Origin of the sequence: Rhizobium sp. L1K21, from assembly GCF_024055895.1 — a bacterium.
Lineage (GTDB): Bacteria > Pseudomonadota > Alphaproteobacteria > Rhizobiales > Rhizobiaceae > Ensifer_A.
Window position 1 is genome coordinate 2,486,003 of sequence record NZ_JAMXLE010000001.1, and the last position, 24,619, is coordinate 2,510,621.

General features: G+C 57.3%; 22 protein-coding genes, 1 tRNA gene and 1 pseudogene. 8 read left to right on the forward strand and 16 right to left on the reverse strand.

From position 1 onward, the window contains the following. Positions 1-6: 6 nt before the first annotated feature. The 4 genes from NHF56_RS12025 to NHF56_RS12040 form a co-directional block, all read right to left on the reverse strand. A complete protein-coding gene (locus NHF56_RS12025) occupies positions 7-1,092 on the reverse strand; it encodes an ABC transporter permease (RefSeq protein WP_252804593.1) in 1,086 nt (361 codons plus the stop codon). An 80-nt stretch (positions 1,093-1,172) separates the two neighbouring features. Continuing rightward, entirely contained in the window at positions 1,173-2,567 is a 1,395-nt protein-coding gene (locus NHF56_RS12030; protein ID WP_252804595.1) for a CmpA/NrtA family ABC transporter substrate-binding protein, read from the reverse strand. A 358-nt stretch (positions 2,568-2,925) separates the two neighbouring features. Further along, positions 2,926-4,083, reverse strand: a complete 1,158-nt coding sequence (locus NHF56_RS12035; protein WP_252804597.1) for a CmpA/NrtA family ABC transporter substrate-binding protein — start codon at positions 4,081-4,083, stop codon at positions 2,926-2,928. Continuing rightward, positions 4,080-4,676 carry an ANTAR domain-containing response regulator gene (locus NHF56_RS12040; RefSeq protein ID WP_252804598.1) on the reverse strand — a complete coding sequence of 199 codons (597 nt, stop codon included), beginning with the start codon at positions 4,674-4,676 and terminating at the stop codon, positions 4,080-4,082. The genes NHF56_RS12035 and NHF56_RS12040 overlap by 4 nt, the downstream gene beginning before the upstream one ends. A 140-nt stretch (positions 4,677-4,816) precedes the next feature. On the opposite strand from NHF56_RS12040, the gene NHF56_RS12045 reads away from it, so the two are divergent. Together NHF56_RS12045 and NHF56_RS12050 are read left to right on the forward strand one after the other, a co-directional pair. Further along, positions 4,817-5,584: an SDR family NAD(P)-dependent oxidoreductase gene (locus tag NHF56_RS12045; RefSeq protein ID WP_252804600.1), complete on the forward strand. Its 768-nt coding sequence runs from the start codon at positions 4,817-4,819 to the stop codon at positions 5,582-5,584. A gap of 29 nt (positions 5,585-5,613) precedes the next feature. Then, complete coding sequence (locus NHF56_RS12050; protein WP_252804602.1) at positions 5,614-6,507, forward strand: SMP-30/gluconolactonase/LRE family protein; 894 nt, start codon at positions 5,614-5,616, stop codon at positions 6,505-6,507. Between the two features lie 226 nt (positions 6,508-6,733). Here the strand turns inward: NHF56_RS12050 and NHF56_RS12055 are convergent, their stop codons facing one another. Next, positions 6,734-7,768 (reverse strand): glutamine synthetase beta-grasp domain-containing protein, encoded by a 1,035-nt coding sequence (locus NHF56_RS12055; RefSeq protein WP_252804604.1) that lies wholly within the window; start codon positions 7,766-7,768, stop codon positions 6,734-6,736. Between the two features lie 395 nt (positions 7,769-8,163). Between NHF56_RS12055 and NHF56_RS12060 the strand changes: the two genes are divergently transcribed. Next, positions 8,164-8,355 carry a DUF2735 domain-containing protein gene (locus tag NHF56_RS12060; RefSeq protein ID WP_252804606.1) on the forward strand — a complete coding sequence of 64 codons (192 nt, stop codon included), beginning with the start codon at positions 8,164-8,166 and terminating at the stop codon, positions 8,353-8,355. Between the two features lie 109 nt (positions 8,356-8,464). Here NHF56_RS12060 and NHF56_RS12065 read toward each other — a convergent pair whose 3' ends face one another. Both NHF56_RS12065 and NHF56_RS12070 read right to left on the reverse strand, forming a co-directional pair. Further along, entirely contained in the window at positions 8,465-9,757 is a 1,293-nt protein-coding gene (locus NHF56_RS12065; RefSeq protein WP_252804608.1) for a bifunctional diguanylate cyclase/phosphodiesterase, read from the reverse strand. A 340-nt stretch (positions 9,758-10,097) separates the two neighbouring features. Then, on the reverse strand, positions 10,098-11,822 hold the full coding sequence (locus tag NHF56_RS12070) for a response regulator (protein WP_252804610.1): 1,725 nt from the start codon (positions 11,820-11,822) through the stop codon (positions 10,098-10,100). Positions 11,823-12,154: 332 nt separating this feature from the next. Between NHF56_RS12070 and mutL the strand changes: the two genes are divergently transcribed. Then, positions 12,155-13,954, forward strand: a complete 1,800-nt coding sequence (gene mutL / locus NHF56_RS12075; protein WP_252804614.1) for a DNA mismatch repair endonuclease MutL — start codon at positions 12,155-12,157, stop codon at positions 13,952-13,954. 64 nt (positions 13,955-14,018) lie between these two features. Here mutL and NHF56_RS12080 read toward each other — a convergent pair whose 3' ends face one another. Together NHF56_RS12080 and NHF56_RS12085 are read right to left on the reverse strand one after the other, a co-directional pair. Next, positions 14,019-14,195 (reverse strand): YegP family protein, encoded by a 177-nt coding sequence (locus NHF56_RS12080; RefSeq protein WP_252804616.1) that lies wholly within the window; start codon positions 14,193-14,195, stop codon positions 14,019-14,021. Between the two features lie 121 nt (positions 14,196-14,316). Beyond that, positions 14,317-14,391, reverse strand: a tRNA-Gln gene (locus NHF56_RS12085). Between the two features lie 150 nt (positions 14,392-14,541). Here NHF56_RS12085 and NHF56_RS12090 point away from each other — a divergent pair. Next, a pseudogene (locus NHF56_RS12090) lies at positions 14,542-14,628 on the forward strand (cupin); the annotation flags it as partial. Beyond that, the gene (locus NHF56_RS12095) at positions 14,625-15,539 is read left to right on the forward strand and encodes an MBL fold metallo-hydrolase (RefSeq protein WP_252804618.1); all 915 of its coding nucleotides are present in this window, start codon (positions 14,625-14,627) and stop codon (positions 15,537-15,539) included. The pseudogene NHF56_RS12090 and the gene NHF56_RS12095, both read left to right, overlap by 4 nt. On the opposite strand, the gene NHF56_RS12100 is transcribed toward NHF56_RS12095, so the two are convergent. After that, the gene (locus NHF56_RS12100; protein WP_252804619.1) at positions 15,536-16,450 is read right to left on the reverse strand and encodes a DUF1499 domain-containing protein; all 915 of its coding nucleotides are present in this window, start codon (positions 16,448-16,450) and stop codon (positions 15,536-15,538) included. The two genes, NHF56_RS12095 and NHF56_RS12100, sit on opposite strands and share 4 nt — an antisense overlap. 228 nt (positions 16,451-16,678) lie before the next feature. On the opposite strand from NHF56_RS12100, the gene NHF56_RS12105 reads away from it, so the two are divergent. Further along, on the forward strand, positions 16,679-17,122 hold the full coding sequence (locus NHF56_RS12105; RefSeq protein WP_252804621.1) for a hypothetical protein: 444 nt from the start codon (positions 16,679-16,681) through the stop codon (positions 17,120-17,122). A gap of 7 nt (positions 17,123-17,129) precedes the next feature. Here the strand turns inward: NHF56_RS12105 and ppdK are convergent, their stop codons facing one another. Continuing rightward, positions 17,130-19,817 carry a pyruvate, phosphate dikinase gene (gene ppdK, locus NHF56_RS12110; RefSeq protein ID WP_252804623.1) on the reverse strand — a complete coding sequence of 896 codons (2,688 nt, stop codon included), beginning with the start codon at positions 19,815-19,817 and terminating at the stop codon, positions 17,130-17,132. A gap of 231 nt (positions 19,818-20,048) precedes the next feature. On the opposite strand from ppdK, the gene NHF56_RS12115 reads away from it, so the two are divergent. Continuing rightward, the gene (locus NHF56_RS12115; protein ID WP_252804625.1) at positions 20,049-20,279 is read left to right on the forward strand and encodes a DUF2093 domain-containing protein; all 231 of its coding nucleotides are present in this window, start codon (positions 20,049-20,051) and stop codon (positions 20,277-20,279) included. A 6-nt stretch (positions 20,280-20,285) separates the two neighbouring features. On the opposite strand, the gene lpxK is transcribed toward NHF56_RS12115, so the two are convergent. The 5 genes from lpxK to NHF56_RS12140 form a co-directional block, all read right to left on the reverse strand. Beyond that, positions 20,286-21,326, reverse strand: coding sequence for a tetraacyldisaccharide 4'-kinase (lpxK, locus tag NHF56_RS12120; protein WP_252804627.1), 1,041 nt, complete (start codon positions 21,324-21,326; stop codon positions 20,286-20,288). A 93-nt stretch (positions 21,327-21,419) separates the two neighbouring features. Continuing rightward, the gene (locus NHF56_RS12125) at positions 21,420-22,121 is read right to left on the reverse strand and encodes an HAD family hydrolase (protein ID WP_252804629.1); all 702 of its coding nucleotides are present in this window, start codon (positions 22,119-22,121) and stop codon (positions 21,420-21,422) included. A 6-nt stretch (positions 22,122-22,127) separates the two neighbouring features. Continuing rightward, the gene (gene waaA / locus NHF56_RS12130) at positions 22,128-23,435 is read right to left on the reverse strand and encodes a lipid IV(A) 3-deoxy-D-manno-octulosonic acid transferase (protein WP_252804631.1); all 1,308 of its coding nucleotides are present in this window, start codon (positions 23,433-23,435) and stop codon (positions 22,128-22,130) included. 75 nt (positions 23,436-23,510) lie between these two features. Then, a complete protein-coding gene (locus NHF56_RS12135) occupies positions 23,511-23,747 on the reverse strand; it encodes a DUF4170 domain-containing protein (RefSeq protein ID WP_252804632.1) in 237 nt (78 codons plus the stop codon). 63 nt (positions 23,748-23,810) lie between these two features. Continuing rightward, positions 23,811-24,617 (reverse strand): 3'(2'),5'-bisphosphate nucleotidase CysQ, encoded by an 807-nt coding sequence (locus NHF56_RS12140; RefSeq protein ID WP_252804634.1) that lies wholly within the window; start codon positions 24,615-24,617, stop codon positions 23,811-23,813. Positions 24,618-24,619: the final 2 nt, after the last annotated feature.

Genomic DNA, 24,619 nt, shown 5'->3' on the forward strand with positions numbered 1-24,619 from the left:
GCTTAACTAGCGGTTCGAAGAGAAGGTGAAGGCCTGCTGAAGCGCATACATGATGCGGTCGAGCATGAAGCCGATGATGCCGATGGTGAAAACAGCGACCATGATGCGGGCAAGCGAGTCCGATGAGCCGTTCTGGAACTCGTCCCAGACGAATTTTCCAAGGCCAGGATTCTGCGCCAGCATTTCAGCGGCAATCAGCACCATCCAGCCCACGCCCAGCGAGAGGCGCAGACCGGTGAAGATGAGCGGCAGAGCAGACGGCAGAACCAGCTTGCGGATGGTCGTCCAGGTGGAAAGCTGCAGCACCTTGCCGACATTGACGAGGTCCTTGTCGATGGAGGCAACGCCAAGGGCCGTATTGATGAGTGTCGGCCACAGCGAACAGAGCGTGACGGTGACGGCAGAGATGACCAGCGACTTCGGCATGAGATCAGACGGGTTCACATAGAGCGCCGAGACAATCATGGTGACAATCGGCAGCCATGCGAGCGGTGAGACCGGCTTGAAGATCTGGATCAGCGGATTGATGGCACCGTTAACCGTGCGGGAGAGACCTGAGGCGATGCCGAGCGGCACGGCGATTGCCGTTGCAATGAGAAATCCGAGACCGACCGTGAAAAGCGAGGTGACAATCTGGTCGAGATAGGTCGGTTTGCCGGTATAGGTGCGGTATTTGACCTTGTCTTCCTTGCCGGCGGCAATCAGCTTGGCGTTTCGCTCATCCTGCCGTTCATAGAAATCGGCGGCTTTCGCGCGCTCATCGAGGTGATCCTGCCAGAGGACGCCTGCCTGCTCGGCCACGGCAACCGGACCCGGTATCGCACCAAGCGAGGTTTGAACCTGCGGGGCCAGAACACCCCAGGCAGCAATAAAGAGAGCGATGCCCATCAGCGGGATCAGCAGCACGCGTTTGAGTTCATGAAGCTGCTCACTCACGCTGTCACCAGCAGCGATTTTCAGAAGCGGCGTGACAAAGGCCAGACCCAGCGCATCGAACCAGCCTGCGGCCCTGTTGATCCGCTGGAACATGCGTTCCTTGCGGGCAGCGCGTTCAGCACCATCGTTGCCAGTTGTGTAGGTTGCATCGGCCATGATTTTTAGTCCGCCAGTTTGATTTCTGCTTGGATTGGGACCGGTCCCGGCAACGCCGGAACCGGAAGTCTTGAGTCCGATCAGCCGCCGACGATTTCAGAACCGTCGACCTTCTGCTGGCCCTTCAGGCCGATTGGCAGGCTGTCGATATAGGCGTTCGGTGCCTTGGCGTCGTAGGCAATGCCGTCAATAAAATCAGACGCCGGGACCGGCGGGCGATAGCCATCGGAGCCGAAGGGGAAGTCTTCCTTGGTGGCGTTGCCATCGGCGATTACCAGTTCCGCCGCCTTCATGTAGATGTCGGGCAGGTAGACCGATTTTGCGGTTTCTGCGTACCAGGCATCATCCTTGAATTCCGGGATCTGACCCCAGCGGCGCATCTGGGTCAGATACCAGATGGCGTCGGAATAGAAGGGATAGGTCGCATATTCGCGGAAGAAGGTGTTGAAGTCCGGGACGTCGCGCTTGTCGCCCTTCTCATATTCGAAAGTGCCGGTCATCGAATTGGCAATAACTTCGGCGTCGGCACCCACATATTCGGAGCGCGAGAGGATTTCCACCGCTTCGGCGCGGTTGGCATTGTTGTCTTCATCCAGCCATTTGGCGGCGCGGATGAGCGCCTTGGTCAGCGCAAGCGTGGTGTTGGGATATTTCTCGGTGAATTCCTTGGTGAGGCCGAAGACCTTTTCCGGGTTGTTCTTCCAGATTTCATAGTCAGTGATCACCGGAACACCGATGCCCTTGAAGACGGCGGCCTGGTTCCAGGGTTCGCCCACGCAATAGCCGACGATGGTTCCCGCCTCCAATGTTGCCGGCATTTGCGGCGGCGGGGTGACGGAGAGAAGCGCGTCGGCCTTGATCTGGCCGGAAATATCGCTCTCGGAATAATAACCGGGATTGATGCCGCCGGAGGCCAGCCAGTAACGCAGTTCGTAATTGTGGGTGGAGACCGGAAACACCATGCCCATGTTGAAGGGCTTGCCCTCTGCCTTGAACTTGTCGACCACAGGTTTCAAAGCGTCGGCCTTGATGGGGTGAACCGGCTTGCCGTTTTCTTCGGGAATGTTCGGCTTCATCATGTCCCAGATTTCATTGGAAACCGTGATGGCGTTGCCGTTGAGGTCCATGGAAAACGGTGTAACGATATGTGCCTTGGTGCCGAAGCCGATGGTGGCGGCCAGCGGCTGGCCCGCCAGCATATGCGCACCGTCCAGCTCGCCGATGATGACGCGATCCAGGAGAACCTTCCAGTTGGCCTGCGGCTCCAGCGTCACGAACAGACCTTCATCCTCAAAGAAGCCCTTTTCATAGGCGATTGCCAGCGGCGCCATGTCGGTGAGCTTGATAAAGCCGAACTTCAGCTCGTCCTTTTCGACGTCGAGCATTTCGGCGCTCGCAGCACCTGGACAGCCAAGCGCGAGCGCAAGGCCCAGCGCCGAGGCGGACTTCAGGAATGTTCTCTTGGCAATCTTCATGTTCGCTTTCTCCAGTTGCGAACGGAAGCAGGTCCGTTCGGATCGTCACGCGTGGAGGATGCACAAATAAAAAGCCGCCAGACGGTTCCGGCGTACTTCCCTTTGGGTGTACTCCCGGAGCGTCTGGCGGCTTTGCCTTTGTGCACCCTTCGTTGGATGCTTTATTTAAAGTCCCCTCTGGACTTGTAATTAAAGAATGCAGGAAGCGTGCCAATTTTGAGATAGTGATATTTATTCATATATTTCAATATCTTGAAACACAGACTGACAAAAGCGACCGCACAACATGCAATCAGCCATACTGATTAAATTTTATGCTTCGCTTAGTTTTTAAACAAACTCTGCCCTTGATCATTGATCAGGCAAGCGGGTTTTCGGGGTCGAATTGTGCGCCATCGAAAAAGGCGCTGACGCCGTCGCTCTCTTCGGATTTCATATCCGCTTCGGGCAGCGGGATATCCAGCGGCTGCAGGGCGGCGCGATAGATGTCGGGCCGGTAGGAATTGCGGGCCAGAGCCTGATTGGTTGGCGAACCATCGGCATGGCCCCAGCGCACCATCTGGCTGTAGAACCAGAGCGCATGGCTCTTCCAGGGAAAGGTCGCGTGGTGAGCGGCCGGGACGAAGAAGTTGGGAATGTCGGCAGATTCACCGCCGCCGATCTGCAACTTGCCCTCCAGGGCCGGCAGGATCACGTCTTCCCGCAATCCCAGATATTGGCGCTTTGACAGAAGACGGGCGAGCTGGAAACGGTTTGCGGGCTCCTGGCACCAGACGGCTGCGTGATACATGGCGCGCAACAGCGCATGCAGCGCTTCCTCGTTCTTTTCGGCCCAATCCTTTTTCAGGCCCAAAACCTTTTCCGGGCTCAGCTTCCAGATGGCAGCCTTCACCGTGGCGAAATGGCCGGTTCCTTCAGCAACGGCCACACTGTTCCACGGTTCGCCCACGCAATAACCGTCAATGACGCCGGCCTTCAGAGCATCAGCCATGAAGGAGGGCGGGACGACGATGATTTCAACGTCCTTTTCCGGGTGGATGCCGCTGGCTGCCAGCCAATAGCGCAACTCGTAATTATGCGCAGAAAACGGATGCACGACCGCAAAACGCAACATGGGCTCGCCGGAAGCTTTGCGTGCAGCAATCACGTCCGCCAGCGCCCTCCCCCGGCCTGCCGCATCGAGAACGGAGACATGGCTGACGGCCGACATTTTCTCAAACAGAGCCGACGATACCGTCACGGCATTGCCGCCGAGGCCGACGGCCAGCGGCACGACGATGGGAACGGGCAAGGGAGACAGTCCGAGATTGGACGCAATGGGCATGGGGGCGAGCATGTGCGCGGCCTGAAAATGCCCCACCGCCACACGGTCGCGGATATTGGCCCACGAGGTTTCGCGCACCAGGGTGAGTTTCAAGTTTTCGTTTTCGGCAAAGCCAAGCTCTGCGGCGGCAACAAGAATAGCGCTGTCGGAGAGAGGCATGAAGCCCGCTACGATTTCGCCTGTGCCGCTCATAGTTCATCTCCCAGCAAACCCGCTGCCATAACGAGGCTTTGGGCAATCTCAGCCACTTTTCTGTTCTGGTTCATCGCTGTCTTGCGCATCAATTTATAAGCTGCATCTTCGCTCAGGCCGCGCGTTTTCATCAATATGCCCTTGGCGCGGTCGATGACCTTGCGGTTTTCCAGTTCGCTTCTGGCCTCGGCCAGCTCGCGCTCCATGCGTGAATAGGCGTTGAAACGGCTCACAGCCATATCGAGAATGGTCTTGACGCGTTCCTGCTTCAGGCCATCAACCACATAGGCTGAGACGCCTGCTTCCACCGCTTCCTCAATGGAGCGCTGATCCGACTTGTCGACGAACATGGCAATGGGGCGCTTGACCGTGCGGGAAAGCTGGAACATGGCTTCCAGCATGTCGCGGTTGGGGCTTTCGAGATCGATCACGATCACATCCGGCTGCAGCGCTTCTATTCGCCGCGCCGCGCCATAGACCTCGTGCAATATCGTAACGCGCGCGTGCCCTGCCTCGCGCAATCCCGCCTCAATGACGGATGCGCGCAGCTTGTTTTCGTCGATAACCAATATTGTCAGGTCACTTGAGGCCATGTTGAAACAACAACTAATGTGAAATTTTGTGCAATGCAACAAAATTGAGCAGTGCACAATTTTCTGCGCACTTTTTAAAGAACCAAAGGCACGCTTTTCACACCCGGAAACCGGGACTATAAGCGTGAGCTGGAGGCTCCATGACACAACCACATGCTCACTTCACCTGTCTTCAAGATGCGCCAGTGCTGATCACCGGCGGGGCCTCCGGTATTGGCGCTGCCTTGGTTGCCGGATTTTGCGCCCAAGGTGCGCGGGTTGCATTTATCGATATTGATCAAACAGCCGGAACTGCCCTTTCCACAGCGTTCCCCGAGGCAAAACATCCGCCTATTTTCGTTCATGCGGATCTGTCGGATGTCGGCGCATCCAAGGCTGCCGTGCAAGATGCGGCAGAGGCGCTTGGCGGCATTCAGGTTCTGGTCAACAATGCTGCCCGCGACGACCGGCACGATGCGGATAGTCTGAGCGAAGATGAATGGCGCGCTTCATTGGCAGTCAATCTCGATCCGGTGATGTTTGTCACGCAGGCTGCCATGCCCCATCTGATTGCGAGCGGCAGAGGTTCTGTCATCAATTTTTCGTCGATTGCGTTTCTTCTGAACATGGGAACGGTGCCAGCATATGGAACGGCCAAGGCTGCGATCATAGGGCTGACACGAACATTGGCCGGGCGTTACGGGCCGGATAATGTGCGCGTGAATGCGCTTTTGCCGGGCATGGTGGTGACGGAGCGGCAGAGAGAACTTTGGTTGACGGATGATTCGATCAACGACTTTATTGGCAAACAATGTATCAAGCGAAGCCTGAGCGCGGAGGATATGGTTGGTCCATGCCTGTTTCTGGCTTCATCGGCATCGGCGGCCATCACGGCGCAGTCGATCGTCGTCGATGGCGGGGTTTGCTGAGAAAAACAACATGAGAATGGCGAGAAAAGATGATCAAGACACACGAATTTAAGGGCCGCGCGCTTTGTGAAACGGGTTTGGAACTGGGCGAAGGCCCCTCATACGACCCGGTGCGCAATACGGCCTTCTGGTTCAACATCGTGCACAAGGAGTTGCACGAACTGAACCTTTCGAGCGGCGAAAAGCAGGTTCACGCCCTGCCCGCCATGTGCTCGGTTCTGGCGCGCATCGATGACAAGCGCCAGGCGGTTGTTTCCGAGCATGGCATTTATATCCGCGATGTTGAAAGCGGTGCCATGGAGCTTGCCGTGGCAATCGAAAAGGACGAGGCGCATATGCGCTCCAACGACGGACGCGTGCATCCTTCCGGCGCCTTGTGGTTCGGCACGATGACCAAGACGGGTGACGGGCGTGAAGGGGCCGGCTCCATCTACCACGTGGCCGGCACAAAGGTGACGAAACTCTATTCCGGCATTTCCATTCCCAATGGCATCTGCTTTTCGCCAGATGGATCGACCGGCTATTTTGTCGATACGGTGGAAAACGTCCTCAAGAAAGTGGCGCTGGACCCGAAAACAGGACTGCCTGCCGGTGCACCTCAGGTCTTTTCCGATGAGCGCCAAAACCCCGGCGGTTGTGATGGCTCGGTTTGCGATGCTGACGGCAATATCTGGAACGCGCGCTGGGGAGTCGGCGAGGTTCAGGTCTACGACCCATCAGGGATCAAGACCGCAGCATACAAGCTGCCGACATCGCAGACCAGCTGCCCGGCATTCATAGGACCCAACGCGGACCGGCTGCTGGTGACGAGCGCAAAGGAAGACATGAGCGCCGAACAGCTCGCCGCAGAGCCGCAGGCTGGCTTTACATTCGAACTCGGGGTGGCGGTAAACGGCCGGCTCGAGCCAGACTTCAAGCTCTAGAGACAGAGTATGCTGATCCTGATTACAAGCGGATATCGATCAGATCCATAAAACGAAACCGGGGCGGTAAACCGCCCCGGCCATTCGAATATTTTTTTGGGAAATATTCTTTGCTTCATGAAACTCCAAGAGCGTTTCCGGTGGAAACCGTTTTGCTTGAAACGCTCTTAATGTTCTTTGCCGCATTGTCCGAGGCCGAAGCAAAAAGGCTTCGGCTGGAAATGCTTCAGGCAGCAGCTTCCGACTTGAGCGGAACTTCTGCAATTGTTGCCAGAACGCGCGAGGCAATCGCATAGGGGTCGCCTTGGGAGTTCGGACGACGATCTTCAAGGTAGCCCTTGTAGTCGTTCTTGACGAAGGAATGCGGAACGCGGATCGATGCGCCACGGTCGGCAACGCCCCAGGAGAACTTGTTCCACGGTGCCGTTTCGTGCTTGCCGGTCAGACGCAGGTGGTTGTCCGGGCCGTAAACGTCGATGTGCTCTTTCCAGTTCTTGGCAAATGCGTCCATGAGGGCTTCGAAATAAGCCTTGCCGCCAACTTCGCGCATGTACTTGGTGGAGAAGTTGCAGTGCATGCCCGAGCCGTTCCAGTCGGTGTCGCCGAGCGGCTTGCAGTGCCATTCAACATCAATGCCGTACTTTTCGCAGATGCGGAGAAGCAGGTAGCGTGCCATCCAGATCTGGTCGGCAGCCTTGGCAGAGCCCTTGCCGAAAATCTGGAATTCCCACTGACCCTTGGCCACTTCAGCGTTGATGCCTTCGTGGTTGATGCCGGCTTCCAGGCACTGGTCGAGGTGCTCTTCAACGATCTGGCGCGCGATGTCGCCAACAGCGGAGTAGCCAACGCCGGTGTAGTAACGGCCCTGCGGCTCGGGGTAACCCTGTGCCGGGAAACCGAGCGGGCGGCCGTCCTGATAGAAGAAGTATTCCTGCTCGAAGCCGAACCATGCATCATCATCGTCCAGGATGGTGGCACGCGTGTTCGACGGGTGCGGCGTGACGCCGTCGGGCATCATGACTTCGCACATGACCAGAACGCCGTTCTTGCGGTCCGGGTCCGGGTAGCAAGCAACCGGCTTCAGAACGCAATCGGAGCTGCTGCCTTCAGCCTGCTGTGTGGACGAACCATCGAAGCCCCAAAGCGGAAGCTCTTCCAGCGTCGGAAATGTCGTGAATTCCTTCACCTGTGTCTTGCCGCGAAGGTTCGGCACCGGCTTGTAGCCATCGAGCCAGATATACTCGAGCTTAAATTTCGTCATTGCGTGTCTCTCATATTTAACAATGGTATTTGACAACGGGTCAAACGGTTAAGGGCGAAAGAGTCATTCGAACACCCAATCCGGCAACTACTATGCATAGAGCGTGCCAGTTTTTGAGGCGTACTGATTTTTTTGCGGAAGAATGCGCATTTTTTTGGCGATTCCCGGCAACAGCTTGATTTCACCCTTCAGGCGGCCACCAATTTAAAATGCCCAGAAGCTGATTCAAAAAAGTGCAGCCGGGCAATGGCTGCGAATTGCCGCATATTTGTGCACACAAAATAGGCATAAGCTATTTATTTCATCATTTTTCGGACATTCTTGGTGCAAATGGTGGCGAAATGCGTTATTCTCCATGTCCAAGTAAACAGCAATTCTAACGAAAGGTGATGATTATGAAATTGGATCATCAAAGAAGTAGCGCCAAGATCTACGCCTTTCCCGTTAACCGGATTGTGCGTTCAGCCGCAATGCGCGAACTGGATGCGCTGGAACGGGGTGAGCTTGACAGCCTCGTGGATACCGACAGCTGGTATCATCAGGACGCAATCGATGAGAAAGACGCCGCTTCCCACAAGAAGCAATGAATGACGTGATATGAACTGACAAAATGCGCCGCACTCTGTTGCGGCGTTTTTTTTGTGGTCTGCCTGCAGACCAAAGTCCTGACGCTTTGAAAACTTTGAGCAGCACGCCCTATTCGGCAGCAGAACTCAGATATTTCTCATCGAGGTATTTCTGCGTGGCGTCGCAGTCCATCGGACGGCCATAAAAATAGCCCTGCCCCATGCCGCAGCCGAGTGCCTTGAGTTTCAGGGCTTCGGAAAAGTCTTCAATACCTTCGGCAACAACTTCCAGGTTCAGGCCCTGACACATGGTCACGATCGCGCGAATAATGTGCTCGGAAGCCTCGTCGTCGGCAATACGGCAAACGAATGCCCGATCGATCTTGACCTTGTCGAAGGTGAAGTCGCGTAACCGGCCCAGACTCGACTGGCCGGTGCCGAAATCGTCGAGAGCAATGCGGATTCCGGCTTCACGCAGATCGGTCACGATCTGCTGGGCCATTTCGGCGTCGGCCATTACCGCGGTTTCGGTGATTTCCAGTTCCAGCCTCTCCGGCTCGAGCCCGGCTTTGCTGATGATGCTGCGGACAATCTGGCTGGTCCGACGGTCGGTCAACTGCGCCGATGAGAGATTGAAAGAGAGGAAAAGTTCTCTCGGCCAGGTGGCGGCCATCTGCGCTGCACGACGCAGAAGTGCTTCCGTCAGCGCGTCAATGAAACCGCGCTCTTCAGCAATGGGAACAAAGACGGCCGGTGAAACAAAGCCGAGATCGGGGTCGTTCCAGCGTGCCAGAGCCTCAAAACCCACCGTGCGGTCATCACTCAAGCTGACGATCGGCTGGAAATAGACCTCGATATTGTCGGAGATAATGGCATTTCGCAGCGCCTGTTCGATTTGCGTCGCTCGGCGCATCTCCTGCGCGATTTCGCTGGAATAGACGGTGACCTTGCCCGTGCCGCGGCGCTTGGAGCGATAGAGCGCCGTTTCCGCGCTCTTCATCAGGTCATCGAAATCTTCGCCGGCGAAAGGGAAAATGGCAAAACCGAAGGAGGCGGAAAGGCGCACATGCCGGTCTCCGAGATCATAGGGCGCGGACAGCACCTCCTTGAACATCGCGCCAACACGTTCAGCGCCGGTGCGCTCAAAGAGAAGCGGCAGTACGAAGGCAAACTCATCGCCGGAATGGCGTGTGACAGTGGCGCCGGTGGGCATGCAGGCTTTCAGCCGGTGCGCCACCTGGCAGAGGATTTCATCGCCCGCAGCAATTCCAAAAAGATCGTTGATCGGTTTGAATCCGTCGAGGTTGACAATGCCGACAGTAAAGGGTGCCGGATCATCGGCGCGTTCGGCAGCCAATGTTCTGACTTTGTCACGAAGTCTGTAGCGATTACCCAAACCCGTCAAAGGGTCAGTATAAGCCATAGACTCAATCTCACTTATGCTCGGTTCCCCAAGTTTTTCCACCGCCGCCATTCAAACTCTTTCTGCCCTGTTACTCCGCTTGCACGGATATTTTTGGCTTTCCGGCCGCAGTCCCCACGCGACCTTATTGCAGAATGCGTTTATTCTCGGAGACAATACGTTGGACTTGTTAATATTTTCGCACAGAGAGACTATCAAAATTTACTGGTTAAATTCTACAGGCTGGTGGCAAGTGGCTTTGCACGAACCTATGTCGCCTGCGCTTGCGGCACTTGCTCTTTCAAGCGTTCGGTGAGCGAAAATACTGCGAGGTTGCAGAAGCGCGCTCTGGCAAACAAAATCAGGGCAACCTGGCTTTTGTTTTTGCCCCGCCCTTCGGGCGACCTTCGACGTGGCGATAATAAACAAGCTCCAGAGCTTCTGTGCTGATGGGCTTGACAATGCAGCTTGACATGCCTGCGTCCACACAGGCGGCTTCCTCAGCCGCATCCTCATGGGTGAGAACGCCAACGACAGGTGTTCTGGTTGGCCTGTCCACATCAAAGAGAGCGATATGCTGGGCGGTTTCGTAGGCGCTTATCCCCGGCAGCGTCACATCCAGGAAGACGAGTTTGGGACGCAATTCCTCGAACATGGCGATCGCATCTTCGCCCGAGGCGGCAATGCGGTAATGAATACCGAGACCATCGAGAATACTGGAAAAGGCTTGCTGATTGACCGGATTGTCTTCAACGACGAGAACCTCGACGTCGCTGTAGCGGTAGATGGGTAGATCATCAGGGCCATCGAAGAGCGGCAGTCCGGCCGGCGCAAAGATTGCTTCGTCATCGCCCGGCCTTGGCTCTTCCATCTGGCCACCCGCCGATTTCGGAAGGTTTGCCAGAATATCACCGACGAGAAAATGGACTGGTCTTCCTGTGTTGAACGCCATGGCGATAACGCCGTGCTCGGCGGCGATCTCCCCTGGAGCCTCGCCAAAGCTTTCGTCCACCAAAACAATATGCGGCAACAAGGAAAATCGCTCTGCCTCTGCCAGAAAAGCCTTTTCTTCTTCCAGTGAGATGACCGCGCAGGCATCAAAATCATATTGCTGAAGCGTTTCTGTGCAAAGAGCGGTGAAATCCTTGTCTTCGCAGACCAGAAGGATGCGCACAGCGTCGCGCGTCGCGTTTTCTGTTGCAGCCGGACCCGCCTCTTTTCCGGCGGCTTCGAAGTCATCGCCCGAAGGACGTTCGGCGTCATCAGCCTTCGGCTCGAAGCTCTGCATTTCCATGGCATTCTCGAGAACCATGGTCACATCGTCCAGTATCGTGATCAGCAGGTAGTTTTCCGGCTTGCCGACCCGGAATTCGTGACGGATAAACTTGCAATGACCGCCGTTCGGCATCTTCTTTTCTTCGAAGATATGGCTCGGCTCTCCGGTTTCCATCACCTTCCGGTTCGAGGCTTCCAGACAGGCCGCCAGTGCGCCATCGGTCAGGTCCCAAACTGTGCGGCCCAAAACGTCTTCGGCCCGGATACCATAAAGATTGCAGAAGGCCTTGTTCACACCGATAAAGGCAAGGTCCTGATCTTTGATGAAAAGCGGAAACGGCATGTCGTCGAGAAGCGCCTCGACAGAGGCCATGCGGTCCATGTCCGCCTGCCACTTTCGTTCTCTACGCTTGGCATCCGAGATATCCTGTAGGACGGTAATGCCGATACCGTTGGCTGCACGACCGCCCTTTGAAAGAAGCCAGCGGTCGGCGCCATAGCGGGAAACGCTGTCGAATTTTTCGTTCCATTGCGTTGCCAGCCTATGGGCAATCCAGTCTTCACGGGAAACATGCACAGTCTTGTCGTGATAGCGCTCGGTGCTGTCGAAAATTGCACCCAACAAATGACGCATGGCGGTTCCCGGCATCAGATCATCGGGATCGACGGGAAAGAAACGCAGGATCTGCTTGCTGGCGAAAATGATCGCGTCGTTGCGGTCGTAGACCAACACCGCCTGGTCGAATGCATCGCAGGACGTGTTAATCACCGCCTTCAGGATGTCGACGTCAAGCGACGCAACATTTTCCATACACTGGCTCCCGCAAAAATCTGCGCGACGACACGAAAATACAAATGTCATGCCAGAGCAGCATATGGAACAGGCCGTAGCTCATCAAAACAAGCGTGCTTCTGGCTAAAGGTTGCACACCGTTGCGGCGGACCGCACATGAATGAGACCTGATTTCATTCCAAGCCAGGACCGAAAATGGCAGCAGAACATTAATGGCCGCTTAAACGTGACAATTATTTGCATTTTTGTTTCTGCACCTGAAAACATGCTGATAACCGTGCGTGCGATTTGCATTCGCCTTGCAAATTTGCTCATTGCGGTTGAGATGCTGCAGCAACAGGCCGATAAATATGCCGATCAAGGAACTGCCCGAAACGCTGATCAACCAGATCGCCGCAGGCGAGGTTATCGAACGTCCGGCAAGTGCTGCCAAAGAACTGATTGAAAACGCGATTGATGCCGGTGCGACGCGCATTGAAATTGCCACGTCTGGCGGCGGCAAGAGCCTGCTGCGCGTGATTGACAACGGCAGCGGCATGAACTCCGCTGACCTTGCACTTGCCGTGCGCCGCCACTGCACATCCAAGCTCGATAGCGGGCTCGATGATATCCGCACGCTCGGCTTTCGCGGCGAAGCTCTGCCCTCCATCGGTTCGGTGGCGAAGCTGACGATTACCAGCCGCATGCGCGATGCCGATGGCGCTGAAATTTCAGTCAATGGCGGCAAGCTGACACCCATCCGCCCGGCAGGAACCAATCCCGGAACACGCGTTGAGGTCCGCGACCTGTTTTTCGCAACGCCGGCGCGGCTGAAGTTTTTGAAATCCGAGAAGGCCGAAAATGCAGCCATCACCGAGGTCGTCCGGCGTATGGCCATTGCCTTTCCGCATGTGCATTTCGTGCTTTCGGGATCAGACCGCAATACGCTTGATCTTCCCGCAACGGGGGATGATCATCTGGCACGTATTGCGCAAATTCTGGGCCGTGAATTTCGTGAAAATGCCATCGAAATCAATGCCGAGCGCGATGATGTAACACTCAGCGGTTATGCGGGGATTCCTACATTCAACCGCGGCAACGCGGCGCATCAATATGCCTTCGTCAACGGCAGGCCGGTGCAGGACAAACAGATCATGTCGGCACTCAGGGCCGCCTATGCCGAGACCGTGCCCTCGGGGCGCTATCCGGTCGCCGTCTTGTCCATCACCATCGATCCGGCCCTTGTGGATGTGAATGTTCATCCGGCAAAATCGGATGTGCGTTTTCGCGATCCCGGCCATATTCGCGGCTTGATGATCGGCGCGATCCGCGAAGCGCTGGCACGCGAGGGCTCGCGCGCATCGACCAGTGCCGCATCTGCGATGATGAGCGCGTTCCGCCCCGGCTTTTCACCACGCGCGACTGCGCCGCACTGGTCGCCGCAAACATCGCCTTACCGGCCTTATTCGCAACCGTCCTTCGACGAGCCGGTCACGGAAGCACAGGCTCCTTTTGCTGCGTTTTCAGCACCATCCGCACGCGCGGAGGACATTCCGCAGACAGAAGTGCCAACAACGCCCTCCCCCACGGGCATGAACCTGGGTGCCGTGCGCGCGCAGCTGCACGAAAACTATATCGTGGCGCAGACTGGCGATGGGCTGGTGATCGTGGACCAGCATGCGGCGCATGAGCGGCTTGTCTTTGAAGCCATGCGCAAGGCGATGAACGAAAAGCGCATTCCCTCGCAGGTTTTGCTCATTCCAGAGATTGTCGATCTGCCAGAAGAAGATTGCGACCGGCTGATGGAGCATGCCGAGGCGCTTGAGCAATTCGGGCTGACTTACGAGCGGTTCGGGCCCGGTGCCATTGCCGTTCGCGAAACGCCGGCGATGCTGGGCGAGATTGATGCGAATGGATTGATACGCCAGCTGGCCGATGAAATTGCAGAATGGGACACGGCTTCAGCGCTCTCAAAGAGATTGGAATATCTGGCCGCGACCATGGCCTGTCACGGCTCGGTGCGCTCCGGCCGCCGGCTCAAGCTGGAAGAGATGAATGCGCTTCTGCGCCAGATGGAGGCCACGCCCGGATCGGGCCAGTGCAACCACGGGCGACCGACCTATATCGAGTTGAAACTCAGCGATATCGAAAAGCTCTTTGGGCGCAGTTAGAGCACCAGCCCGCCGGCGGTTCTCGCGGCGGACTGACAGTCTGGCTAAACGGATTGCAGCCGGCTCAAGAATTGTCTTCGATGGGTGCGTTCGGGCCGTTCTTCTTGATCGAATCGATCGCATTCTGCGCGCTGGCCTTGCTGGAATAACCCTCCGTGGAGAACATCACTTCGCTGTTATACTTGAAGCGCACCCGGAATTCGCCAGCTTTGTCCTTGTAGATTTCGAATTTGTGAGCCATGAAACTCCCCCTTGTCCCAGTTAATAACGCAGCAGGAAAAGTGCCAGTTGTCACAACACTTGGCAAGATGCGTCTTGATAGCCGCATCATCAAAACAAACCGGTAAGGACACTTGAGATCGTGGCTGGGGCGCCTGGATTCGAACCAGGGAATGGCGGTACCAAAAACCGCTGCCTTACCGCTTGGCTACGCCCCAACGTTTGTCGCCTGAGCGACTTGCGAAGCGCTCTTAGCAAAGAGCACGCGGCGCGGCAACGGTTAACTTGCGCAATCTGAACAGAATTCTTCACGGATATTCATCCGTTCATTCACCCGTTCGCCTTAGCTTGCCCGCACAGAGAGACATCGCCGCGAGGCCGGGGCTGAACATAATGTCGTCAACGCCGGAAAAGCGCCTATGTCCTTTATCGAAATTGAGTATAAGGGGGCATGAGCGACGATACCCCAAAATTCGAAACCGCATTCGAGCCGGCGCATGGGCAAGCCATTATGGTGGCAGACAATGTGCAACGCATTACCGTGCGCAATCCTGGCCCCTTCACCTTCCACGGAACCAATAGCTACATTGTTGGCAAGGATTCAGTCTGCGTCATTGATCCAGGCCCCGACAATGATGAACATTTTGACGCGCTGATGCGCGCGCTTGCAGGCCGGGAGGTGACGCATATTGCCGTCAGCCACACGCACAAGGACCATTCCCCCCTTTCGCGCCGGCTGAAAGCCGCAACGGGTGGGCTGATCGTGGGTGAAGGGCCGCATCGCCCTGCGCGGCCGCTCTTTGCGGGGGAGACGAACCCTTTTGCAGAAAGTTCGGACAGCGAATTTGCGCCTGACATTGTGCTGTCCGATGACGTGGTTCTTGAGGGCGATGGATGGGCGCTGCGCGGCATTGCCACCCCCGGCCACACGGCCAACCACATGGCTTTTGCACTGGAAGATACCGACATTCTGTTTTCCGCCGATCATGTGATGGCCTGGGCGACGACCATCGTGGCACCGCCCGATGGTGCCATGTCCGACTATATGGCATCGCTGGACCGGCTGATGGGTCGGAGCGACCGGCTCTATCTGCCGGGCCATGGTGGTCCAGTAAACGATCCTCAACCATTCCTGCGCGGCCTCAAGACCCATCGGCGCATGCGCGAAAGTGCCATTTTGAAGCGACTTGCCGCCGGGGATCGGACCATTGCGAATATGGTGAAGGTGATTTACCGCGACACCGATCCGCGCTTGCATGGTGCGGCATCACTTTCCGTGCTTGCCCATCTGGAAGACCTTGTGACGCGCGGGGCTGTCAGGTGCGAAGGCGTGCCGCGGCTTTCGGCGGAGTATGAAATCGCCTAATCGCCTGCAATTCCGAGCAATTCGGCGTCGAGCGCCTTGAGGAACCGGGCAGCAACGATGGCGCTGCCACCAATATCGGTCTGGCCATAACGGGACGCGACGCGGATATCGGCCAGCGTGGTTTCTTCTTCTTCGCGCAGCCTGATCACAAAGTCATATTGCAAGCCGCTAAAGAGGGCCGTGGTGTCGCCTTGAAAGAAAGCCTCGTTTGCATTCGACGTCTCGTTGGACGGACCTGCGGCGACGTCTCTGTCGGGCCGTTCTGCGGGAATGGGCGCGACGAAATCATCCTCGGGCGCTTCTGAGCCTTCATCGCTTGTGACCGGCGGTTCGGCGGGAAGATCGCCCAACCCTGCCGGCAGCTTCTCCATGCGGATATTGAGACGCGCGGCAGCAGCGGCATTGCGCACACCGATGACCACGCGGTCCAAAGCACCATCATAGCGGTGACCGATCAGGGCCGGATATGAGAGAAACTGCTCCTGCAACTCGACCGCGGTGCGGGGTTTGCGTGTGCCAAGCCACATCTGATCATAATCGGGGACCTTCAGCCATTGGGGTTCTTCGATCACGTCTGTCGAGACTTCCCAGGATGCAGGATGCTCGTGAAGCAGCCAGGCGCCGTAAATGGCAGGGCCAAGCACAGGAAGCGTGAGCAAAAGGGCAACAAAGGAGGCCTTGCCACCTCTGGCACCCACCCGCCAAAGGCTTGAAAAGCCGATGAACGCCAGCAGCAGCGCAACGGCCGAAACAGCTACGCTGACAACGGAAATGATTATAAATTCAGGCGTGTTGACCGGGCCGAACCGGTGTCCGAGCCAGGCAGCCAGTGCAAGCAGGAACGAAAAATAGGCAATCCTGCGCGCCCAATGCGCCGCATAGGAATAGGGCCGTTCGTACTGAACCACCATGCGCCTCGCCTTCTCCCTGTCTCAATCCTGCATTTCGCGTGGCGTCTTATCAGGATTCGACGCCTCAACGTTGGTTTCTTATCAAGTTTGTTCCGCTTTGTGCAGCCACGTTCGGCAAACACCTTTTTCTTCAGCGGACCACACACACCGGTTTGACCGGCGCGCCTCAAAATAGCCATTTGGCACGGCAATTCTGCTCTCCAGAAAAAGCAACAGGGAGATAACAAAATGCCAGTTTCGGAAAACGCCCAACCTGCGGAAGCCTTAAGCGATCGGCAAAAGAATCTGGCATCTTCCTTTCAGGCGACTTGGAAGGCGAAAGCGCGGATCGCGACGCGAATCGCCCATTTTTCAGCTGATGCAGAGACGTTCGAGACGCGTGTGCGTGAGCTCGCCAACGAACTTGGTGGCGATTATCTATTTGGCCTTCCAGCATCCGGGCTCGTCAAAGATTGCCAGCGCATTGCGGCGATGCGGCTGCCGGTGGAGGGCAAGGACGTGGATGAGACCATTTTTATTCTTCTCGACAATGCAGGCGAGACGGTTCGGCTGAGCAACAAAAAAGATCAGCTTCAGGATGTCGAGAAGTTTGCAGCAGCCTTTATCGACGTGCTGGGCCGCATCGGGCCATTGCCGGATACGGCATCTGGCGAGGCACAATCCACCAACTGACGACCGTTCAATAAACGGCAGCTTTGGGCGTGGCACCTTCGTAGATCGTTGCCTGCGCGGCGGCCAGCCGGGCAACGGGTACACGGTATGGTGAGCAGGAAATATAGTCGAGACCGGTTGCCTCGCAGAAATGGATCGAGGCCGGATCGCCGGCATGTTCGCCGCAAATGCCAAGCTTGAGATCGTGACGTCCGGCTCGCCCGCGTTCAGAGGCGAGCTTGATGATTTCGCCCACCCCTTCATAGTCAAGCGAGACAAACGGATCTTTCTCGATAATGCCCTTCTGGCGATAGGTCGTGAGAAAGCCGCCTGCGTCATCACGCGATATGCCGAAAACGGTCTGGGTCAGGTCGTTGGTGCCGAATGAGAAGAATTCGGCGGCCTGGGCGATTTCCTGACCGCGAAATGCGGCGCGCGGCAACTCAATCATGGTGCCAACGAGGTAGTTCAGAAAGACGCCGGTTTCTTTCGCGACATCGTCAGCCACCTGCTCAATGCGCGCTTTCACATAATCCAGTTCGCGGCGCAGGCTGACCAGCGGCACCATGATTTCAGGAACCACCGGCGCACCGGTGCTCTTGGCCGCCTCAACTGCGGCTTCAAAAATGGCGCGGGCCTGCATTTCGGCAATCTCGGGATAGGAAATGGCCAGACGGCAGCCGCGATGCCCCAGCATGGGGTTGAACTCGTGCATGGCTTCGATGCGGCGGCGCAGTTCTTCTTCACCAAGCCCCATCCGTTCGGCCATTTCGGCCACATCGCTGTCCACCTTCGGCAGGAATTCGTGCAGCGGTGGATCGAGCAGGCGGATGGTGACTGGCAGACCGTGCATGATTTCGAAGAGTTCGATGAAGTCGGAACGCTGCATGGGCAGCAGCTTTTCCAAGGACTGGCGACGGCCGTCCTCGTCTTCGGCCAGGATCATTTCGCGCACGACATTGATCCTGTTTTCCTCGAAGAACATGTGTTCGGTGCGGCAAAGCCCTATGCCTTCCGCGCCGAATTTGCGCGCGACGCGTGCCTCGGTGCTGGTGTCAGCGTTGGTGCGCACCCCCATGCGGCGGACAGCATCCGACCATTCCATGAGTTTGGCAAAGTCGCCGGCCAATTCCGGCTGCACCATCTGGGTCTGGCCACGGATGATTTGGCCCACGGAGCCATCGATGGTGATGTGGTCACCCTTTTTGAGCGTGACTCCCATGCTGGTCATGGTTCCCGCTTCAGCGTCAATGCGCACGGCACCTGCGCCGGCGACGCAAGGAATACCCATGCCGCGGGCGACCACCGCGGCGTGGCTGGTGAGACCACCTCTGGAGGTCAGCACACCTTCTGCGGCATGCATGCCATATACATCTTCAGGGCTGGTTTCGGAGCGGACGAGAATGACGCGCCGGCCTTCCTTGGCGGCGTGAACGGCATCTTCCGCATTGAAGACGATTTCGCCGGCGGCAGCGCCCGGCGAGGCGGGAAGCCCTGTGCCGATCACCTCGCGCTCGACGGACGGGTCGATTGCGGGGTGAAGCAGCTGCTCCAGCTCCAACGGGTCTATGCGGGTCAGCGCCTCTTCCCTGTTGATCAGCCCTTCATGCACCATATCGACAGCAGAGCGCATGCGGGCGCGAATGTCACATCGGGCAAGGCGGCTTTCCAGAATCCAGAAGTAACCGTCGTCGACGGTAAATTCCAATTCCACCACATCGCGGTAATGACGCTCCAGCTTCTGCGTCATTTCCTCCAGCGTTTCATAGGCTTCCGGCAACATCGCTTCCAGCGACATCTCCGTGCGTTCGGCCTCCTTGCGGCCGCGTTCGGAAATCTGGTGCGGGGCGCGGTCGCCCGTTGAAAGCTCGTAACCTTGCGCGCGCGGCAGGAAAGTGCCCGTGACGCCGGATGCGCCGGTCTTTGGATTGCGGGTGATGGCATTGCCCGTCATCGAATTGCCGTTACGGTTGCCAAACACCATGGCCTGAATGTTGACGGCGGTTCCCCAATCGACAGGAATGCTGTGGAGCTTTCGATAGGCCTCAGCGCGCGGTGCCGTCCAGCTCTTGAAGGCCGCGGCGATGACAGCCCAGAGCTGCTCTTGCGGGTCCTGCGGAAAGGTCTCGCCCATTTCGTCGAGAACAATCGCTTTGCCGGCTTCAATGACCTGCCGCCATTGTTCGACGGACAGGCCGGGATTGTTGGCAATCGCGGATTTTCCGCTTTTCTCCTCCAGCAGTTCTTCGAAGACCGCATGGTCCAGCCCCATGGCGAGATCGGCAAAGGTGGCGATGAAACGGCGGTAGGTGCTCCAGGCAAAGTCCACGTCACCGGTCTCTTTGGCAAGTGCCTGCACAGTCTGATCGTTCAAGCCGATATTCAGGACGGTGCCGGTCATGCCCGGAACGGGCACACGGGTGCCGGGGCGCACAGAAAGGAAGAGCGGATTGTGCGCTGCGCCGAAACGCTTGCCGGTGCTTTCCTCTATCTGATTGAGCCCCTTGGCGACCTGATCCAAGAGCGTGTCGGGGAAATGGCATTCGTGCTCGTGAAACCACGTGCAGGCATCGGCAATGATTGTCATCCCCGGCGGCACAGGCAAGCCCAGACTGCCAAGCTCGGCAAGGTTCGCGCCCTTTGCGCCCAGCAAGGCGCTATCGGAGGCACTGCCCTCCGAACGGCCCAAGCCAAAATTATATGTCCACTTACGCATTCACGGCCTACCCGGCTCTCCCCTCATGCCAGTTTTGCAGGCCCCTCCCGACCAGCCTAAGGAAACTAACGGATTGCATGACAAAAGAAAATGGCTGATCCCACAAAAATGCTGCAATGCACAAATTATTCGTGATCATGTTTAACCAGACGGCCTTCAACAGCTGATTTTCGCTGGAAAAGCGTTGCACTGCTTGGTAACACAGAGCCGACACACAACATGGAGGCAGGGATGAACCGTTTTGAGGGGCCCGGCGGGCGGGAAGCCAAGATCCGCTATCTGGATGCCGATTTCCAGATACTTCAACCCGGCACGTTCGTGACCTGCGCGATTTCCGGCAAGATGATTCCGATTGACGAGCTGAAATATTGGAGTGTCGCCCGCCAGGAAGCCTATGTTGACGCCGCAGCCTCGCTTGAGGCCGAAAAACGGGCGGGTGCCCTGCCGACGCAGAAACATTAGAACACTCTATTTCGCAGCCGGGCGGGCGATCTTTCGCTTGCGGAACGCCGCAATAGCTTGGTTGATGATCCAGAGGGGCGCTGCCGGATCGTCGAATGCCATTTCGATTTCCAGCACTTGTGCGGATTTTGCCAGATCTTCAGCTGTACCGTGGTGGCCCAGCAGCCGCACATGGTCCTTGGCGGTCGTCACCAATTGCAGATTCGCGCGCTCAGCGTCGTCCAACAGCGCGCGCATCTCATCGTGAGCGAGATGATGATGGTCGCCAAAGGAGCGTCGGATGACGATCTCCGCTCCGGTCTCCTCAAGCGTACGGTAAAACTTCTCCGGGTCCGCGATACCGGCAAAGGCGAGCACCTTCTTGCCCTTGAACGTTTCGGCGTTGCAGGTTTTCACATTCGCCAGATAGGTCGCACGTCCGGCACGGGCCATCTTGCGAATGAAAGTATCGGTGATTTCCCCCTCGCCCACCGTCAAGAGGCCGGAGACATAAAGGATCTGGCGCTTCAACGGCGCGCGCACCGGGCCCGCCGGCAGCATGAAGCCGTTTCCGAGGCCGCGTTTGCCATCCACGACGATCAGCGCATAGTCGATGGCAATGCGCGCACTCTGGAAACCATCATCCATGATGATGATATCTGCGCCTTCCCGTTTCAGGCGTTCGGCACCATCGACCCGATTGCGCGAGATAACCGTCAGCCCTTCGCGGGCGAGAAGCAGCGGCTCGTCACCCACATCCTTGGCGCGATGATGGTGCGGATCGACAATCGTCGTGCCTGAAAGCGAGCCGCCATAACCGCGGCTGAGCATGCCCGGTTTCAGTCCCGCAGCCTTGGCGGCGCGGGCCAGCGCAATCACGGTCGGGGTCTTGCCTGCGCCGCCAGCGGTGAAATTGCCCACACAGATCACCGGCAGATCGACATCCACGCGTTTGGCGCGCGCCATGGCGCGACCGGCGAAATAACCATAGGCATAAGAAAAGGGCGACAAGAGCCAGGCCTGCCAACTCGATTTCTGCCACCAGAAAGGCGGTGTTTCGGAAACCATATTTACTCAATTATCCCGCGCGGACGTTCATGTCTGCGTAGCTAAAGCGCGAAAAGCGCTCAAAAATCAAGCAAAGCCCCGCTTTATTTGCGATTATTCGGCGTCGAGAAGGGTGTGAAGGCTGGTGATGTCGTCGAATACGTGATCGGCCAGGGGGCTGAGCGTCTGGCGCGTGCCGGTGCCGGTCAGCACGCCAATGGTCATGCCGGCGCCAGCGCTGCGCCCCATATGCATGTCGTGGCTGTTGTCGCCCACAACGATCATCGCGCCTGCATCAAGCCCTGTGACTTCGCAAAAGCCGAGCGCCATGCCGGGTTCCGGTTTGCAACCGTAGCCGGTGTCGTAGCCGGCGATATAATCAACATCACGGAGAAAATCGAAGCGCTGTGCCAGCGCCCGGATGGAACGTTCGTTGTCGCTGGAGGCAATGCCGGTTTTCAGGCCGCGCGCCTTCAAACCGGAGAAGAACGATTTCAGATCGGTGACCGGAACGGACATTTCACTTGCCGAAGCAAAGAGCGTATCGAATGTGCCGAGCATGTCCTCGTAGGAAAGAACTGCACCGGCATCGACCAAACCTCGGGCGATTTCAGCCGTGTTCCCCGCGGCAAGCAGGCTGTCTGCCAGCACGACGCCGCTTTCCGGGTCCATGCCGCCTACCCGCATCAGGTGATCGGCAAGCGCCTGATCGCCACCGGCGGCCATGAGCGTCAGTTGCCGGTTCACCGGCACCCAGCTCCTGGCATAGTCGAGCAGCGTTCCGTCCTTGTCGAAGAGGATGCCGGCGATCTTCATCTCAACTTACTCTTTGTTGTCGAGATAGGATTTGACGACGAGCGGGTTGATGTAAGGGGCCAGGCCTTTCAGCGTCGCCTCCAGTGCTCCGCGCATCTGCTGCACCGTGTCGAGACCCGCATTGATCATCTTGTGGCGCACCTCGTCATTGTTCATGAGGTAGTGCACACCCTTGGCCAGCATATCCTCATCCCGAACGATTTTTGCGCCGCCGTTCTTGGCAAGCCGCTGATAGGCATCGCGGAAATTCTGAACCTTGCCACCGGAAAGGACAGCGCAGCCAATCATGGCAGGCTCGAGCGGATTTTGACCGCCTTCAGCATGCATCGACCGGCCCACGAAGACGATATCCGTCAGGTTCAGGTAGAGCCCCATTTCGCCGATTGTATCGCCGAGCAGGATATCCGTGCTGCGCGTGACCGCATCGCCATGGCTGCGCCGGGCGACATCGAGACCCATCGCTTCCAGCTTTTTCTGAATCTCGTCGGCGCGCTCGGGATGGCGCGGCACGATGACGGTCAGTTGGTTGTTCTTGCGCTTGAGGCGCTGATGGATGCGACCGGCCATTTCCTCTTCGCCTTCGAAGGTGGAAATCGCGGCCCAGGTGTGGCGACCTGCAATCTGCTGGCGGTAATGCTCGAGGTCTTCCGGGTTATAGGGCGGCTCGTCATTGTCGCCCTTGAGGTTTCCCGAGACCAGGACCGGAAGTGCGCCAAGCGCCGTGTAACGTATGCCGTCTTCCTCGGACTGCGCAATCACCAGCGCGAAATTGCGAAACAACTCTTCGGACAGAGACGACAAGCGCTTCCAGAGGGCAAAGGATTTGTCGGACAGGCGACCATTCACCAAAATCTGGGGAATGTGGCGTGCGCCCAGTTCCATAACCGTGACCGGCCAGATTTCAGACTCTGCAATGATGGCAGCGTCCGGCTTCCAATAATCGAGAAACCGGCTGACGGCAGGCTTGATATCCAGCGGCACATATTGATGGATCACGCCGTCGGGCGCACGATCACGGGCAACGGCGGCAGATGTGACCGTACCGGTGGTGAGAATGACCTGAATGCCGCGATTTCGAATTTCGCGCATGAGCGGAAGGACAGCGGTGGTCTCTCCCACGCTTGCGGCATGAAACCACACAAGCGGACCGGAAGGACGTTCCTGCGTGGGGCGGCCAAAACGCTCGCGCCGGCGGGCGGCATCTTCCTTGCCCTTGGCCGTGCGCATGGCCAGATAGACAACCAGCCCCGGAAACAGCGCAAAACCGGCCCATTTATAGGTCGATAATGCTGCCCGGCCGAACCAGTTGCTCATCCAATGTTCCCTCGCCGCTTCAAGCAGGCACGCCTATGCGCTTTGGCTTGCCGAAACAGCCGCTGTTAAAGTTGATCAGGCGCTCTCGGGATCGAGAAGACGGTGCATATGCACGATGAAATAGCGCATTTCCGCGTTATCCACGGTCTGCTGCGCCTTGCCCCGCCAGGCGGTGAGCGCGGCCTGATAGTTCGGGAATATGCCAACAATGTCGAGTTCTTCGAGATTCTTGAACTGAACATCCTTGAGACTCTTCAGTTCGCCACCGAATACAAGATGCAACAACTGTTTGTCGCCAGTTTCACCAGACATGATATCTCCTGCCTCTGGGTTGCTCCTCCCGCGCCTGCGGTGTGTCGCATTTGTAGCAAAAGGTCAATGGTCTTCAAAGCCAGCGAGCGCAGTTTGCAACAGCGAAAGCTGGTCTCCGCAGGCTGCGAAGAGAAAACCGTGTTTCACATTAGAATGGTTATATTCTATCAACGCGCCGGAACGGTCGCGCAGACCGCCGCCGGCCATTTCAAGGATCAGCTCGGCGGCTGCCAAATCCCAATCGTGACTGTTGGGTTTGACGAGCGTGCCGTGCAAACTGCCATTGGCCACCATGGCGAGGCGATAGGCGAGCGACGGCACATGGGCTGAGCGCACCGCATTGGCGCGAAACTCTTCGCGCAGATTGCGAAACGCATCTTCGGGCGCGGCAATCACGCTTGGGCTCGCATCATTGGTGGCGCAATTGATCTCAATGCCGTTCATCAATGCCGGACCACCGCGATAGGCCGTGTAAACTTCTGACAGTGCAGGTGCTGCGAGAACACCCGCCACGGGTCTTCCGCGGTGAACAACAGCGGCGCTGACGCACCAGACCGGCTTGCCATTCACGAAAGCGCGTGTGCCATCGATGGGATCGACCACGAAAAGCGTGTCGTGTGCGAGACGTGCGCCGTCATCAAGGGTTTCCTCAGAAAGCCAGCCGTAGTCGGGGCGCGCTTTGCGCAATGCGGCAAAGAGAATGTCATTGGCTGCATAATCAGCGGCTGAAACCGGTGACTGGCCTTCGTTCTTCCACCAGACATCCGGCTCCTTGCGAAAATAGGACATGGCAGCCTCGCCTGCGGCATTTGCTGCTTCAAGCAAAAGCGCAAGATCTTGCTTCCATCTCTCAATTTCGGGATCAGACAAAA

Coding starts and splice junctions, on each gene's coding strand:
- NHF56_RS12025 (WP_252804593.1), bottom strand. CDS start 1,092: ATGGCCGATGCAACCTACACAACTGGCAACGATGGTGCTGAACGCGCT.
- NHF56_RS12030 (WP_252804595.1), bottom strand. CDS start 2,567: ATGAAGATTGCCAAGAGAACATTCCTGAAGTCCGCCTCGGCGCTGGGC.
- NHF56_RS12035 (WP_252804597.1), bottom strand. CDS start 4,083: ATGAGCGGCACAGGCGAAATCGTAGCGGGCTTCATGCCTCTCTCCGAC.
- NHF56_RS12040 (WP_252804598.1), bottom strand. CDS start 4,676: ATGGCCTCAAGTGACCTGACAATATTGGTTATCGACGAAAACAAGCTG.
- NHF56_RS12045 (WP_252804600.1), top strand. CDS start 4,817: ATGACACAACCACATGCTCACTTCACCTGTCTTCAAGATGCGCCAGTG.
- NHF56_RS12050 (WP_252804602.1), top strand. CDS start 5,614: ATGATCAAGACACACGAATTTAAGGGCCGCGCGCTTTGTGAAACGGGT.
- NHF56_RS12055 (WP_252804604.1), bottom strand. CDS start 7,768: ATGACGAAATTTAAGCTCGAGTATATCTGGCTCGATGGCTACAAGCCG.
- NHF56_RS12060 (WP_252804606.1), top strand. CDS start 8,164: ATGAAATTGGATCATCAAAGAAGTAGCGCCAAGATCTACGCCTTTCCC.
- NHF56_RS12065 (WP_252804608.1), bottom strand. CDS start 9,757: ATGGCTTATACTGACCCTTTGACGGGTTTGGGTAATCGCTACAGACTT.
- NHF56_RS12070 (WP_252804610.1), bottom strand. CDS start 11,822: ATGGAAAATGTTGCGTCGCTTGACGTCGACATCCTGAAGGCGGTGATT.
- mutL (WP_252804614.1), top strand. CDS start 12,155: ATGCCGATCAAGGAACTGCCCGAAACGCTGATCAACCAGATCGCCGCA.
- NHF56_RS12080 (WP_252804616.1), bottom strand. CDS start 14,195: ATGGCTCACAAATTCGAAATCTACAAGGACAAAGCTGGCGAATTCCGG.
- NHF56_RS12095 (WP_252804618.1), top strand. CDS start 14,625: ATGAGCGACGATACCCCAAAATTCGAAACCGCATTCGAGCCGGCGCAT.
- NHF56_RS12100 (WP_252804619.1), bottom strand. CDS start 16,450: ATGGTGGTTCAGTACGAACGGCCCTATTCCTATGCGGCGCATTGGGCG.
- NHF56_RS12105 (WP_252804621.1), top strand. CDS start 16,679: ATGCCAGTTTCGGAAAACGCCCAACCTGCGGAAGCCTTAAGCGATCGG.
- ppdK (WP_252804623.1), bottom strand. CDS start 19,817: ATGCGTAAGTGGACATATAATTTTGGCTTGGGCCGTTCGGAGGGCAGT.
- NHF56_RS12115 (WP_252804625.1), top strand. CDS start 20,049: ATGAACCGTTTTGAGGGGCCCGGCGGGCGGGAAGCCAAGATCCGCTAT.
- lpxK (WP_252804627.1), bottom strand. CDS start 21,326: ATGGTTTCCGAAACACCGCCTTTCTGGTGGCAGAAATCGAGTTGGCAG.
- NHF56_RS12125 (WP_252804629.1), bottom strand. CDS start 22,121: ATGAAGATCGCCGGCATCCTCTTCGACAAGGACGGAACGCTGCTCGAC.
- waaA (WP_252804631.1), bottom strand. CDS start 23,435: ATGAGCAACTGGTTCGGCCGGGCAGCATTATCGACCTATAAATGGGCC.
- NHF56_RS12135 (WP_252804632.1), bottom strand. CDS start 23,747: ATGTCTGGTGAAACTGGCGACAAACAGTTGTTGCATCTTGTATTCGGT.